The 13,515-nt window shown below is 39.0% G+C and carries 19 protein-coding genes; 10 read left to right on the top strand and 9 right to left on the bottom strand.

Annotated features, from left to right (window positions below; translation table 11 throughout):
- Positions 1-230 precede the first annotated feature (230 nt).
- From D7322_RS16475 to D7322_RS16465, 3 genes are read left to right on the top strand one after another with little or no spacing between them, the layout of a single operon-like run.
- Positions 231-545: a rhodanese-like domain-containing protein gene (locus tag D7322_RS16475; RefSeq protein ID WP_070562591.1), complete on the top strand. Its 315-nt coding sequence runs from the start codon at positions 231-233 to the stop codon at positions 543-545.
- A 1-nt stretch (position 546) separates the two neighbouring features.
- Positions 547-846: a PLDc N-terminal domain-containing protein gene (locus tag D7322_RS16470; RefSeq protein ID WP_121125373.1), complete on the top strand. Its 300-nt coding sequence runs from the start codon at positions 547-549 to the stop codon at positions 844-846.
- A 1-nt stretch (position 847) separates the two neighbouring features.
- Complete coding sequence (locus tag D7322_RS16465) at positions 848-1,090, top strand: DUF6358 family protein (protein ID WP_121125372.1); 243 nt, start codon at positions 848-850, stop codon at positions 1,088-1,090.
- Between the two features lie 81 nt (positions 1,091-1,171).
- Here D7322_RS16465 and gcvT read toward each other — a convergent pair whose 3' ends face one another.
- From gcvT to D7322_RS16435, 6 genes are all read right to left on the bottom strand, one after another.
- Positions 1,172-2,254 (bottom strand): glycine cleavage system aminomethyltransferase GcvT, encoded by a 1,083-nt coding sequence (gene gcvT, locus D7322_RS16460; protein WP_121125371.1) that lies wholly within the window; start codon positions 2,252-2,254, stop codon positions 1,172-1,174.
- Between the two features lie 80 nt (positions 2,255-2,334).
- Positions 2,335-3,156, bottom strand: a complete 822-nt coding sequence (locus D7322_RS16455; protein WP_147430453.1) for a DUF6929 family protein — start codon at positions 3,154-3,156, stop codon at positions 2,335-2,337.
- A complete protein-coding gene (locus D7322_RS16450) occupies positions 3,153-3,839 on the bottom strand; it encodes a pseudouridine synthase (RefSeq protein ID WP_121125369.1) in 687 nt (228 codons plus the stop codon). The genes D7322_RS16455 and D7322_RS16450 overlap by 4 nt, the downstream gene beginning before the upstream one ends.
- Before the next feature lies 1 nt (position 3,840).
- Positions 3,841-4,209, bottom strand: coding sequence for a DUF4359 domain-containing protein (locus tag D7322_RS16445; protein ID WP_121125368.1), 369 nt, complete (start codon positions 4,207-4,209; stop codon positions 3,841-3,843).
- 145 nt (positions 4,210-4,354) lie between these two features.
- On the bottom strand, positions 4,355-4,852 hold the full coding sequence (locus D7322_RS16440; protein WP_121125367.1) for a DUF4112 domain-containing protein: 498 nt from the start codon (positions 4,850-4,852) through the stop codon (positions 4,355-4,357).
- A 2-nt stretch (positions 4,853-4,854) separates the two neighbouring features.
- On the bottom strand, positions 4,855-5,571 hold the full coding sequence (locus tag D7322_RS16435; protein ID WP_077436842.1) for an SIMPL domain-containing protein: 717 nt from the start codon (positions 5,569-5,571) through the stop codon (positions 4,855-4,857).
- Between the two features lie 163 nt (positions 5,572-5,734).
- On the opposite strand from D7322_RS16435, the gene D7322_RS16430 reads away from it, so the two are divergent.
- Positions 5,735-5,926 carry a cold-shock protein gene (locus D7322_RS16430; protein WP_046672593.1) on the top strand — a complete coding sequence of 64 codons (192 nt, stop codon included), beginning with the start codon at positions 5,735-5,737 and terminating at the stop codon, positions 5,924-5,926.
- A 407-nt stretch (positions 5,927-6,333) separates the two neighbouring features.
- Here the strand turns inward: D7322_RS16430 and D7322_RS16420 are convergent, their stop codons facing one another.
- From D7322_RS16420 to D7322_RS16410, 3 genes are all read right to left on the bottom strand, one after another.
- Positions 6,334-6,873, bottom strand: a complete 540-nt coding sequence (locus D7322_RS16420) for a DUF805 domain-containing protein (RefSeq protein ID WP_121125365.1) — start codon at positions 6,871-6,873, stop codon at positions 6,334-6,336.
- Positions 6,874-7,116: 243 nt separating this feature from the next.
- Complete coding sequence (gene recO / locus D7322_RS16415; protein ID WP_121125364.1) at positions 7,117-7,839, bottom strand: DNA repair protein RecO; 723 nt, start codon at positions 7,837-7,839, stop codon at positions 7,117-7,119.
- Complete coding sequence (locus D7322_RS16410; RefSeq protein WP_121125363.1) at positions 7,823-8,089, bottom strand: signal peptidase; 267 nt, start codon at positions 8,087-8,089, stop codon at positions 7,823-7,825. The genes recO and D7322_RS16410 overlap by 17 nt, the downstream gene beginning before the upstream one ends.
- Before the next feature lie 218 nt (positions 8,090-8,307).
- Here D7322_RS16410 and rpmB point away from each other — a divergent pair, with 218 nt between their 5' ends.
- From rpmB to bshC, 6 genes are all read left to right on the top strand, one after another.
- Positions 8,308-8,541: a 50S ribosomal protein L28 gene (gene rpmB, locus D7322_RS16405; protein ID WP_046672597.1), complete on the top strand. Its 234-nt coding sequence runs from the start codon at positions 8,308-8,310 to the stop codon at positions 8,539-8,541.
- Between the two features lie 77 nt (positions 8,542-8,618).
- Positions 8,619-8,801 carry a 50S ribosomal protein L33 gene (gene rpmG, locus D7322_RS16400; RefSeq protein ID WP_002998409.1) on the top strand — a complete coding sequence of 61 codons (183 nt, stop codon included), beginning with the start codon at positions 8,619-8,621 and terminating at the stop codon, positions 8,799-8,801.
- A gap of 55 nt (positions 8,802-8,856) precedes the next feature.
- A complete protein-coding gene (locus D7322_RS16395) occupies positions 8,857-9,024 on the top strand; it encodes a DUF4295 domain-containing protein (RefSeq protein ID WP_077436837.1) in 168 nt (55 codons plus the stop codon).
- Between the two features lie 134 nt (positions 9,025-9,158).
- Positions 9,159-10,121 (top strand): signal recognition particle-docking protein FtsY, encoded by a 963-nt coding sequence (gene ftsY / locus D7322_RS16390; RefSeq protein WP_077436836.1) that lies wholly within the window; start codon positions 9,159-9,161, stop codon positions 10,119-10,121.
- A gap of 148 nt (positions 10,122-10,269) precedes the next feature.
- Entirely contained in the window at positions 10,270-11,607 is a 1,338-nt protein-coding gene (gene rimO / locus D7322_RS16385) for a 30S ribosomal protein S12 methylthiotransferase RimO (protein ID WP_121125362.1), read from the top strand.
- A gap of 257 nt (positions 11,608-11,864) precedes the next feature.
- A complete protein-coding gene (gene bshC, locus D7322_RS16380; RefSeq protein ID WP_121125361.1) occupies positions 11,865-13,454 on the top strand; it encodes a bacillithiol biosynthesis cysteine-adding enzyme BshC in 1,590 nt (529 codons plus the stop codon).
- The last annotated feature ends 61 nt before the right edge of the window (positions 13,455-13,515 follow it).

Below are 13,515 nucleotides of genomic sequence, written 5' to 3'. Positions count from 1 at the left end.
CTGTAATTTTTGTGAAAATTCGTGCTATCCTCCAACTAAGGCCTATTATCGTTCCCCTTAGGACGATAAAAGTTGGAATGAAGTTGTCATTGTCCTTCAGTAAAAAGATGCATTCAATAGAGTGTCCGTGGTTGTCTTGAATTCGTAACAGGCACGAATGTTCCTGATGGCCGTTGAAGACAGACAATTCAGAAAAAAATGTAGTATATTTGATTATAAATTTTTTGACAATGAAAGAAGTATCTGTACAGGAATTAAAGAATAAGATCGATAACAATGAAGATTTTCAATTGATTGATGTGCGTGAGTCATTTGAATATGAGGTTTCAAATTTGAACGGTTTGAATATTCCACTATCAGGGATCCTGATCGAGGCAGATAAAATCGCCAAAGACAAACCTGTTATCGTTCAATGTCGTTCCGGAAAACGTTCAGCGCAGGCAATTATGTTATTGGAACAACAAGGTTTTGATAATCTTGCAAATTTAAAAGGCGGCATTTTGGCCTGGAAAGAGGAAATCGATCCAGAGTTAGACGTTTATTAATATGACAAATTTGGAGCATCAGACTAAACAGGCTTTCTTGTTTAGTCTTGCTTTTTATATCGTAGCCCTATTTGCCCGGCTATTAAGCTTAAGTATTTTCCCCATATTAGGCAGTCTTTCTATTCTATTATCCCTTTTATGGGTGATATTGATCTTACGGGAAATTATGCTTTCTAGGACAATTCCCAATAGCGATCGGATGTTGATGGCACTGGCTATCGTACTGCTCAATATTATCGGTGGAGCTTTCTATTTCTTTGCTGGATGGAGAGAACGGGTATTGGGATTAACAAAAAAGTAATATGACAAAATATTTTATACTGAATATTGTATTGAACTTGGCCATTGTGTTTTTGGCGTATTGTGGATTTGAAGGGTATAAAGCCGGAAATATGCTGGTGACGGGATTGTCTATCGCATTTTTGGTGGTACTTATTTACCTTAAGGTTGTCTTAAGCAAACGCATAAAAGTTGTGATTCAGGAGAAAGATCGCGAGAAAAAGCAGCAATATGCTGCTAAACAGGGAAAGGGGAAAAGCAAATAGGAGCGAGTTTCTTACTTATAACATACAAAAAGAGCAGAAAACGATTGTCTTCTGCTCTTTTTTATATCGCCTACCCCGTTCTTATTTTACAAATGGAGGTTTCGTTACTTTAGCTTTTACTTTTTGATTACGGATATGGATAAAGATATCTGTACCGTCTTTTGCGAATGCAGTATCTACGTAACCCAAACCAACCGATTTTTTCAATGTCGGAGATTGTGTTCCCGAAGTAACCCGACCGATTACATGGCCATCAGCATCTACGATCTCGTAATCATGGCGCGGGATGCCTCTGTCGATCATTTCGAAACCGACCAGTTTCTTTTTAAGTCCGGCTTCTTTTTCGGCTTTAAGTGCAGCGGAGTTTACAAAGTCTTTCGTGAATTTCGTTACCCAACCTAACCCAGCCTCCAAAGGCGAAGTATTGTCGTCGATGTCATTTCCATAAAGGCAGAAACCCATTTCTAAACGTAAAGTATCGCGGGCACCTAATCCGATCGGTTTGATTCCGTAAGCTTTTCCGGCTTCAAAAATAGCGTCCCAAACTTTCTGAGCATCTTCATTGGCCACATAAATCTCAAAACCACCTGCACCAGTATAGCCGGTTGCCGACACCAACACGTTATCTACTCCTGCAAAAGTACCTTTGGCAAAAGTATAGTATTCCATTGGAGCAAGCTCGATATCTGTCAGTGATTGTAAAGCATCCGCTGCTTTAGGGCCTTGAACAGCAAATAAAGAAGTCTGGTCAGAAATGTTTTTCATTTCTACACCATCGGTATTGTATTTGGAAATCCAGTTCCAGTCTTTCTCAATATTGGACGCATTGACAACCAGAAAATAGGTCTTATCATCTATACGGTATGTTAGAAAATCGTCTACTACACCGCCAGTTTCGTTTGGAATATAAGCATATTGGACTTTACCGTCATATAGTTTCGACACGTCATTTGAAGAGATTTTTTGAAGAAGGTCCAGGGCCTTTTCACCTTTGAGGATGAATTCACCCATGTGGCTTACATCAAAAACTCCTACACCTGTACGAACTGTTTCGTGCTCATCATTGATACCAGTATATTGTACTGGCATGTTGAAGCCTGCGAAGGGAACCATCTTTGCTCCTAAAGCAATGTGCGTCTCCGAAAGGGCAGTATTTTTTAACATAAAAATTAAGTTTTAATCAGTTGCAAATTTAATAAAATATACGTGATTCCTAGCTTTGAATCTATTTTAGAACAAACGATTTAATTCGTTACATTCAACGAATAAACAGTCAGTTCAGCGTCTTCTGTATCCGTATCTTCGCATAGCAGGAAAATTAAACCCTTATCAGTTTTCTCCTTGAAGGTAATGCCCTCGAATTTATGATTTCCGGGGATCTGGAATACTTCAGGTTTGGACGACAGATCCGCTGGTATTTTTCCAAGTAAAGACCCGGCGATCTCGCCGTCAAGATAGGTTGATTTTGCATCCTCCGCGGTCGCGATGAAATAAATGTCTTCACCCACCAGTGCGGCATCCGAAAAACCGGTACTGATTCCCTTTATCGTCGGTAATTCCACTGGAATACACCGTGATTTATCTTCAGCTTTACCGTTGTATTCTAAAATTGCATTGACTCCTTTGGGGCCATTTCCTCTGTTGAAAAACAAGATCCGATCGTCAATATGCAGCACTCCCTCGATGTTGAAGTCCGATTTACTGATCTTAAATTTCTGCATTAAATGCGCGTAGATTTCGCTATAGTCTTCCTTCACGACTTTGTTTCCGTCCCAAATAAACCGGTTGTTTCTCTTTTCAGTTGACCCCGATCCATACAGGTAGTAGCACTTGCCGTCGAAAGTAATGGATTCAAGATCCATTTTATTCGCTTTGCTGATATTTTCCATGGGTTCAGTGTCCAATAAGGCCGTTTTGGATAGGCGGTGCTGAGCGAGGTTATAGCTATACAGGTAATTGCTGTTGTCCGAGACAATATGGAGTTCATCGTTATTATAGACGATACCAGATGCCGCGGTGATACCAGTTATACTAATAAATGCTTCGAGGATTAATTTTAACATCATTCATGTATGTTTAAGATTCCAAGAACTTTCCGGAAATCGGATTGGATAGCTGCTTTTATACGAACGGTCTCGCCCGACAAAGGGTGATTGAACGTTAATTCTGATGCGTGAAGTAACATCGTGTCCATCTGGTAGTTCTCTTTCCAGAATTTATTTTGTTTATTGCAGCCATGCGGACGATCACCGATAATGGGGTAAAATATGTGTGCAAAGTGACGCCGCAATTGATGCATGCGACCAGTCAGTGGATTGGCTTCAACAAGACTGTACCTTGAAGTTGGAAATTTCCCGAAAGGAATATCGAGCTCACTTTTGGCCAGCAGTCTGAATGATGTCTGGGCATCTTGTAATGTGCCATTTTCTTTTTTCAGGGGATAGTCAATAATTCCTTCCTCAGGAGCGAATCCTCGGAGCACAGCAAGGTATTTTTTATCAATTTGATGTTCCTGAAAACTTTTTTGTAAGTATTGATCCGTTTCTTTGTTCAGAGAAAACAAAAGGACTCCACCAGTTTTACGGTCGAGGCGATGAGCAGGGTATACCGTTTTGCCCAGCTGGTCACGTAGTATTTGAAGGGCAAATTCGGACGTGTCACGCGCAATGGATGAACGATGTACCAAAAGACCATGCGGCTTATTGATCGCCACAATGGATTCATCTTCGTAAAGAATTTCTAAGGACATATTAGATTTTTTTCAATGCAGCAATAATTTCATCTGCTTTTTCATCAATCTTGGGGCTCAGCCAAATCTGTTTAAACGCACCACCTCCGATAATCTGTTCTGTGCCTTGCCATTTGATCTTGGTCAGAGAGAAAAGATAATAATTGTCTATAACAACGGAATTCTGGACAAAGCTGTCCACTAATTTGTTGCCGAAAAGTTGCATTCCCAATCCGAAAAAAGCCTGGTCTTTTGCATGAAGCTGACTTTTTAGTAATTGCTCAGCCTTTGCACGGACAATTTTTTCATGTTCCTCTTTGCTCGGGTTTGTCAGTATAGCCGCCAGCATGATGACAATCAGAAGCAGGGCAAATATTCTTTTTTTGCTCATTTTTTTATGCTAAAATTAATGTTGAGAGATCGTTTCACAACTGGATCTACCGCTATCAAAATTATTAAATAGATATTAGATATGCGCAATTGTTTTGATATCGAAGCTGTGCAGCGAAGGGAAAACGGTGTGAAAAGGTTGGATCTTAGAAAGAAATTCCATTTAACAGCGAAAACGCCCAGGAAAAGAAATTCCAGATTAGGTAACAAACACCAGCTATTAAGATAAATAGGATCAATACGATCGATAAGATAATACCGATGCCCGAACCTTTGTGCCGGCCTTCATAATAGTGCTCGCGTAGCAATTTGATATTCTTTTCATTGGCTTTGCTATAGAAATCGAAGATATTACCTAGAAAGGGGATGCTTCCTAAGATCGCATCAAGGCTGATATTGAGTAGCATACGGATAACTAATTTTGGGCTGGCCCCATTTCGCCACATGGCGATAACCAGAACCAGTGATGTGCCAAAGCCGGCAACAGCGCCACCCAAAGGAATCAGATTCAAGATCGGATCCAGTCCGAACCGGAAGTTGCCAATCTTGAACTGATTATCCATTAACCAAGATATTCGGTTGATCCAACCGAAATCCTGGTCTATTTGTTTCTTCTTATCTTCCGGAGATAATTCCCTCTGCATGATTATAATAGTTCGAAAGAAGCGCTGATTTCGCTCGTTACTTTCATTGGTCTGATATTTAAGTCAAGGCCATTTTCACCAGCAGCGTCTGCCGCTTCAGCCATGGCGCCTTTATACATTGCATTACGCATCATCGGCTGAACACCAAAGATAATCTGTTGCGGTGTCTCAGAAAGCACGATCGCTTTACCGATTTTCTGCCCTGCTGCTTCGGCAAGAATCTGCGCATTTGCTTTCGCATCCAATACCGCTTTCGTTTTTAAGGTCTTTTCAAGTTCTTTTTTCTTCGAGTAATCGTATTCACTGATGTAAGTGCTTTGAATACCTGCTTTATCAACTCCATCCAATAACTGATCTAAGTTGTTTAAGTTCGTTACTTTAATTCGGTATTGTCTGGAAAGTAGGATATCCGTATCCTTTTTCTTTTTTTCCGGTGTATTGTAACTCCAGATATTCTGGATCGTAAAATCTTCTTTTTTAACACCGGCTTTTGTTGCAGAGTCGAAGAGATCTTTTTCTAACTTGTCTATGGCAACCTTTTTCTTGGTGTTTCCATTGTCATAAAATTCCTTCAGTGTAACATCTATATAGATGATGTCTGGGGTTACTTCTTCCTCTGCGCGACCCACTGTGGATACAAATTCTTTATTTACCATTTGTTGAGCGTTTAGTTTTGTCATCAAACCTAAAAAAGCCAGTCCTAATAATATTTTTTTCATGTTTTACTATCTTAAAGTTATTATAATAATACGATTCCTATTATCGCATTGCTACAAGATTGGAGCCAAAGTAGACAAAAAAGTTTAACGGATAAAAAAAATAAAAACGTTAAGATTTTTGATTTTATTTCTATACCTTTAGGGAAATTAATAAAATAGTGCCATGCAAGAAGGTAAAGTAAAATTCTTTAATGAGACCAAAGGTTTCGGTTTCATCATCCCTAATTCAGGCGAGAGCGAGATTTTTGTTCACGTTTCTGGATTAGTTGACAAAGTTCGTGAGAATGACAATGTATCTTACGAAGTTGAACAAGGCCGTAAAGGTCTTAATGCGGTAAATGTAAGAGTTATCTAATTAGATTCAAGATATATTTATTGTGAAAAGGCCCATGCGATAAGCATGGGCTTTTTTATTGAAAAAAATTTGGACTGATAATTGCATAAATGTTTCAAATAGATAGTTTAACATGAAACGTACTTTAATAGTGATCCTTTCTGTGGTGATGGCAATTTCAATGTCTGCGTGTTATTCCACCCATCATGGGCATAGACATGGCCGTGGACCAAAAGGTATGCCTCCAGGTCAGGCAAAAAAATATTATGGAGAACAATCCGCGAGGGATTTTGCGCCTGGGCAACAGAAAAAGAAGCATAGACATTGATCTCGATGACTTTTCACTTTTGAGGAAAATTTCGCAATCGAAAAAACAAAAAAGAGCTTTCATTATAATGAAAGCTCTTTTTTTGTTCCGTTAGAACGACCTATGCAAATGGATCTTTATCTGCAGGTGGTGTTGAAGGTGAAGGAGGCGTTTGTGAATTTCCAAACGGATCATCATTGTTCCCCGCATTTTGTGCAGGCTGTGAACTTCCAAAGGAGTTATTCGGTTGTGAAGAACCAAATGGATCTTGTGCTTGATTGAAGGGGTGATTTGTTCCATTTTCCTCTGCCTTTGGATCCGGACCATATTGATTAGACCCCTTGTCGCCCTCAATGACCAATAGGTAAAATAAATAAATCCACCCAATAAATGGAATAAAGACGACCAATATGAACCAGCCTGATTTATTGGTATCATGCAGTCTTCGAACCGCAGCAGCCAAACCTGGGATAAATAAAGCCAAACTAACTAAACCAGAGATATAAGTAAATACGCTAGCAATTTTTCCCAGTATTCCAAATACTGCTGTAATAATGAAGACTGTTAGTATATACATCCAATATTCTTTTCGGCGGGCTCTACCCTCAAAATTTGCATAGTTGTCTCGAACAACTTTTAAAAAGGCTTCTTTAAGTTCCATATCGTTCAGATTTTTTAGGTGAAAATATAAGTTAGTAAATCAATTGTTCACAATTCTGTTACAATAAATGTACCAAGAATTTATCTGGGAAAACAATTATTATAGATATATTAAGTGTCTGAAGATAGGCTCTTTGTCGAAACCTGAACAAGCAACAAGTATTTATTTAGGTGAAAAGCCTGTGAATTGCTTCTGAGTAAGATATAGGCAGCTATTTTGAAGGAAAATCTAAGGACAAATGTTTTATCGAAAGATCTCTTCGAGTATATAGAGCGATTTTATCTCCTTGAAGTTTGTGCGGTGAAGGCGGTAGAAATCCAGTAATTTTTCCAATAAAAATTGCCTGTCTGTACTTGACATTCTGATGCGGTCACAATTTGAATATTCAGCTTCGGTTAGGCTCCGAAAAATTGACGTGTGAGGTTCCTGAAGCACGAATGGGTGTTCCGGCAGTAGATTTGAAAACGTTGCTTCATGTAGGTTAAAATAAGGAAGAGCTTGTTTGGAAACCGTTGGATAAAACCCAAGGAATCGCGTCAGTTTGATTAAAAATACCAAGTGAAAATTGGCCAGGTTGAGATGTGTTTCGTCTAACCAGCAGACAGACTGATGGATGAATTCAAACAGATAAGGATCACTTTCCTGTTCTTTCAATATTTTGTACAATATTTCATTTAAGAAAAGAGCCAATGAACTTTTTATAATATCGTAAGGTATCTCCTGTAATACTGGTGTCTGCCGGGCTTCGGAAATACGCTGTAGTGAGCCATTGTCCTTATGTGTTGCTATAATTTCAAGTAGATGCAAAGGCTGTAAGATATTGGCTTTGATTTTGGCCTTTGGCTTGCGTGCGCCGGCAATGAGGTACGATTGCATACCAAAGGATTCAGTATATATCTGTGCAACGAGGCTGCTTTCCGAATAATTCGTTGTTTTTAAGACGATACCTCTAGTTTTGTTCAGCATCCCCTTCCTTTTCTTTTTTATGAATTTCCTCCTTATGAGCCTCTTCACGCATTTCAATAAGTGCATTGCGGTCTACTTTCCGAATCATTCGATAGATTAATGTCAGGACACCGATACCGAATGTAATAACTCCGATGATCATGGCTAACTTGTACCAGTTAGATCGTTGCTCCATCAGGTAATAACCTAGGATAACGAACAACGTGCCGATGATTATTTCTCTTAGGCCCTTGCGAAGATATTTGTTCATAAATGTGAATTGTTGAAAACTATTTTTCTTTACAGAGCAAATATAATACAATAAAATGCTTTATTTTTGCCCGTACCGTTCCTGTGTAGAACTATTTTTAAAAATAATTCCCATAATGTTGTTGCTTATCTAAAAAAAAATATAGATATTTGCAAACTCTTTGCAGAGAGTGCAAAGGATTAATATATTGTAATAAAGACAACAAAAAAGATAATATCATGTCAAGAATTTGTGATTTAACAGGCAAAGCAGCGTTAACAGGAAATAACGTTTCTCACTCAAACGTTAAAACTAAACGTAAATTCTATCCAAATTTACAAACTAAACGTTTTTACATTCCAGAAGAAGATCGTTGGATTACGTTGAAAGTATCTACTTCTGCTATCAAGACCATCAACAAGAACGGTATTACAGCTGCGATCAATAAATTTATCGTTAAAGGATCAATTTAATATTGATTTATCGCCTGTTACATTAAGATTATTCATGAATTTCAATCCTATATTAGGATTCAAAATAAAGTAAAACAATGGCTAAAAAAGGAAATAGAGTACAAGTTATCTTAGAATGTACTGAACACAAAGAAAGTGGTCTTCCGGGAATGTCTCGTTACATCACTACTAAAAACAAAAAGAACACAACTGAGCGTTTGGAGTTGAAAAAATTCAACCCAGTATTGAGAAAAGTTACTGTTCATAAAGAAATTAAGTAATTCACCCATCTTAGCACTTGCAAATAGCGGGCTGAGTAAAAATATTTAAAATACCATGGCAAAGAAAGCAGTTGCATCGTTACAAAAAGGTGGCGGTAAAGAATTTACAAAGGTTATTGTTACTACTAAATCTGCAAAAACTGGCGCGTATACTTTCAAAGAAGGTATGGTTCACAACGATAAAGTGAAAGACGTAGTTGCAGAAGCTCAAAAAAATAACTAGTAGCATTTTCCTTTTTTAAAGTTTTTCTTTAAAAAGAATTCGATAAAAATAGCCGTTTTGGTATCCTACCGAAAGGGCTTTTTTTGTTGAGGACATTTGTTTATATTTGGACATCAATTTTCACTAAACACTCCATGGGATTATTTGATTTTTTTAAGAAAAAGCCGCAAACACAAGAAGAAGAGCAAGCCTTAGACAAGGGTTTGGAAAAAACCAAAGAAGGATTTCTTTCCAAGATAACGAAAGCTGTAGTGGGTAAATCTACTGTAGATGACGATGTGCTTGATAATCTGGAAGAGGTTTTGGTTACTTCTGATGTGGGGGTTACGACGACTTTAAAAATCATAGACCGCATACAAGCGCGTGTTGCCCGAGATAAATATGTCTCCACTTCAGAGCTAAACAATTTACTGAAAGAAGAGATTCAGACCTTACTTGCCGAAAATAACAGCTCAGATTTTGAAAACTTCAATTACGGAGATCATAAGCCTTATGTCATTATGGTCGTCGGAGTGAATGGTGTTGGTAAGACGACAACAATAGGCAAACTTGCCCATCAGCTCAAACAAGCTGGAAGTAAAGTCGTGTTAGGTGCTGCAGATACATTTCGCGCCGCAGCTGTGGATCAGCTTAAACTGTGGGGTGAGCGTGTTGGCGTGCGCGTTGTGGCACAGGCAATGGGTTCGGATCCCGCTTCGGTCGCTTATGATACGGTTAAGTCTGCTGTTGCAAATGGGGAAGATGTCTGTATTATTGACACGGCAGGCCGCTTACATAATAAGGTTGGTCTAATGAATGAATTGACCAAGATAAAAAATGTCATGCAAAAAGTCGTTCCCGGCGCTCCACATGAAATTTTGTTGGTCTTAGATGCTTCTACAGGTCAGAATGCCATCGAGCAATGCACACAGTTTACACAGGCTACGGATGTGAACGCTCTGGCACTGACGAAATTGGATGGAACAGCCAAAGGCGGTGTTGTTATAGGGATATCCGATCAGTTCAAAATCCCGGTGAAATACATTGGTGTGGGCGAAAAAATAGGCGATCTCCAATTATTTAATAAAAAGGAATTTGTAGACTCCCTTTTCAAATAGAAAATTAAAATTATTGTCAGAAATAAAGTTGTCATCTTTTGCTTGTGCATGATGATTAATCAGATTGAGGAAATAAATGGACATGTTTAAAACCTTGTTTCCTTAGTCAGGTGCTCCTTTTTGTTTCTTGACAAACCCTTCTAATCATATGAAGACAAAATATACGAAACCTGTCCCATTGATCAATAAACCACGTGTCAACGTCGTTACTTTGGGCTGTTCGAAAAATATTCACGATAGTGAAGTGCTGATGGGCCAACTGAAAGGTAATCAGATGGAAGTTGTCCATGAGGCCTCAAATATACAGGAGAATGATATTGTTGTCATCAATACCTGTGGATTTATTGACAATGCTAAACAGGAATCCATTGATGCAATCTTACAATATTCAGAATTAAAGGATCAAGGTAAGATCAATAAGGTGATTGTTACCGGATGCCTTTCGGAACGTTATAAGCCGGAACTGCAAGCTGAAATTCCGAGTGTGGATGCCTATTTCGGGACAAATGATTTGCCTGATTTACTCTCTTCTATCGGAGCGGACTATCGCCATGAATTATTGGGCGAACGCTTGTTGACCACCCCTTCACACTTTTCTTATTTTAAGATCGCGGAAGGCTGTAACCGTCCATGTTCATTTTGTGCAATACCATTAATGCGCGGTAAGCATGTTTCCAAATCAATTGATGATTTGGTTAAGGAAGCGAAATTTTTGGCATCAAATGGAACCAAAGAATTAATTTTAATCGCGCAAGATTTAACCTATTATGGATTGGATATCTATGGGAAACGTAATCTTTCAGACCTGATGCGTCATTTATCCGATGTGGATGGTATTGAGTGGATCCGTTTACAGTATGCCTATCCTTCCGGGTTTCCAATGGATATTTTGGATGCAATGAATGAGCGTTCAAATATCTGTAATTACCTGGATATGCCATTGCAGCATATCTCAGACCCAATGTTGAAGTCTATGCGTAGAGGGACAACCAAACAGAAACAGATTGACCTTGTCAATGCGATCCGGGACAAAGTGCCTGATATCGCGTTGCGTACGACATTAATCTGTGGATACCCCGACGAGACGGAACAGGATTTTCAAGAGATGTTGGAGTGGGTGGAAGAAACTCGTTTTGACCGTTTGGGCTGTTTTACCTATTCCCATGAGGAAAAAACCCATGCGCATACATTGGAGGACAATGTTCCACAAGAAACAAAAGAAGAACGAGTTGAGGCTATTATGGAGGTTCAACAAGGAATTTCTTACGATATTAATCAATCGAAAGTGGGCAATACATATAAGGTATTAGTCGATCGTGTGGACGGAGATTATTTTATCGGGCGAACAGAATATGATTCTCCGGAAGTGGATAATGAGGTCTTGATTTCAGCGGCGGATTCTTATGCACGAATCGGCGATTTTGTTCAGGTAAAAATCGACCGTGCGGAAGATTTCGATCTCTATGGCCAAATTGTCAAAATATAATATCCGGTTGACCGATGAAGGTCATTAAGAATATACGGAAGAGCCTCCCGGAATACAAGGGAGGCTCTTTTTTTGAACCGTCGGGAAAGAACTTCTGTGGATTTATGTCGCTGTTGGTGTCTGTGAAAGTATGAAGGTTTTATTTGGACATTTGTCAATAGAATGATATAATTTAAAAGTGGAATGGGCTTTTTATTAAAAATCAGTATTTTGTCCGCTCAAACTAAATACATTTGTATATCGTACAATAAGCATATATGAAAGCAACTTATATCGAATATAGTGAGACAAATAGTTTCTCCAAAACATTGTTGGCCTATCTGGCTCATGACGAGACGCTGAAACCGTTTGTTGGACACTGGCCTACATTTGACGGTTTTGAAAAGCAATTGCACGAAAAAAAACATTTTGACCACCGTGCCATTCTCGTGGAGCGCCTAAAAGCTCAATATGCGACATTGTTGCAGGGGTCTCCCGCCGTCGCCGAAAATATAGATTTATTGTTGCAGGAGAATACCTATACGATTACCACGGGCCACCAACTGAATATCTTTACAGGGCCTTTGTACTTTATATTTAAGATCATGACGGCAATACGTCTATCCGAAGACTTACATGCCAAACATCCGGACAAAAATTTTATCCCGGTATATTGGATGGCAACTGAGGATCATGATTTTGAAGAAATTAATCATACAAAAGTCTACGGAAAGAAAATTGCCTGGGAGACACCACCAGTGTCGGCGACAGGGCGTATGGATACAGCTTCAATTGTCGATGCAGTAAAGCAATACACTAATATCCTTGGTCTTTCTGACAATTCTGCTAAACTCACGGATATTGTGGAGCAAGCATACCTTAAGCACTCGAGGTTGGCTGACGCAACACGCTATATGGTAAACGAACTTTTTAAAGCCTATGGTCTTTTGATTATTGATGCAGATGATAAAGCACTGAAGGAGTTATTTAAACCGATTATCAAAACGGATATTTTATCCGAAAATAGTTTTAAAGCGATCACGGACAGGTCGAAAGAACTGGAAGCAAACGGGTTTTCTACACAGGTACATGCGCGGGAGATCAACTTCTTTTATCTGACGGATGAATTTAGAGAACGCTTGGTGCTGACTGCAGACGGCCGATATGAGGTTCTGCATCAAAACATATATTTTACCAAGGAAGAGCTGGAAAAAGAAATAGATGCCCATCCTGAGCGTTTTAGTCCAAATGTGGTGATGCGTCCGATGTATCAGGAAATTATCCTTCCTAATTTAGCTTATATCGGCGGTGGAGCTGAAATGGTCTATTGGATGCAACTGAAATCTAATTTTGATCAGTACCAAATAGACTTCCCCATCCTGATTCCGCGAAATTCAGCAATGATTACCGACGATAATGTGGCCGCGAAGCTTTTTCGTGTTGATCTAACCTTCAAAAGCATCTTCCGGCCAGCAGAGGTTTTGAAGAAGGAGTATGTACGTCGTCATACCAAAGAGAGATTAAACCTTAATGATGAATGGATGGAACTGAATGCGATCTTTGGAAAGATAAAATTGCGCACGCACAAAATCGATCCGAGTCTGGGACCCAGCACGGAGGCGATAAAGGCTCGCTTGAAAAAGGCGATGAATAACCTGGAAAAAAAGCTGATGAAAGCAGAAAAACGAAACCATCAGCATGCATTGGCAGATATAGACAATGTAAAAGAAAAGCTCTTTCCCGGAGGGGGACTACAGGAGCGATCGGAAAACTTCGCCCTGTTGTATGTAAAATATGGTGACAACCTCTTTAGAGATCTTTATAAATACTTTAATCCCCTGGATTTTAAATTTACAATCTTATATTAAAGTCAGTGTTTCACTGACTTTTTTTATGATTAATTCCCTCTTGTCTTTGCTTTTTGCTTCG

Origin of the sequence: Sphingobacterium puteale (assembly GCF_003627955.1) — a bacterium.
GTDB lineage: Bacteria > Bacteroidota > Bacteroidia > Sphingobacteriales > Sphingobacteriaceae > Sphingobacterium > Sphingobacterium puteale.
The sequence above is the reverse complement of the archived record's forward strand: the minus strand, read 5'-3'. Positions and strand labels throughout refer to the sequence as shown.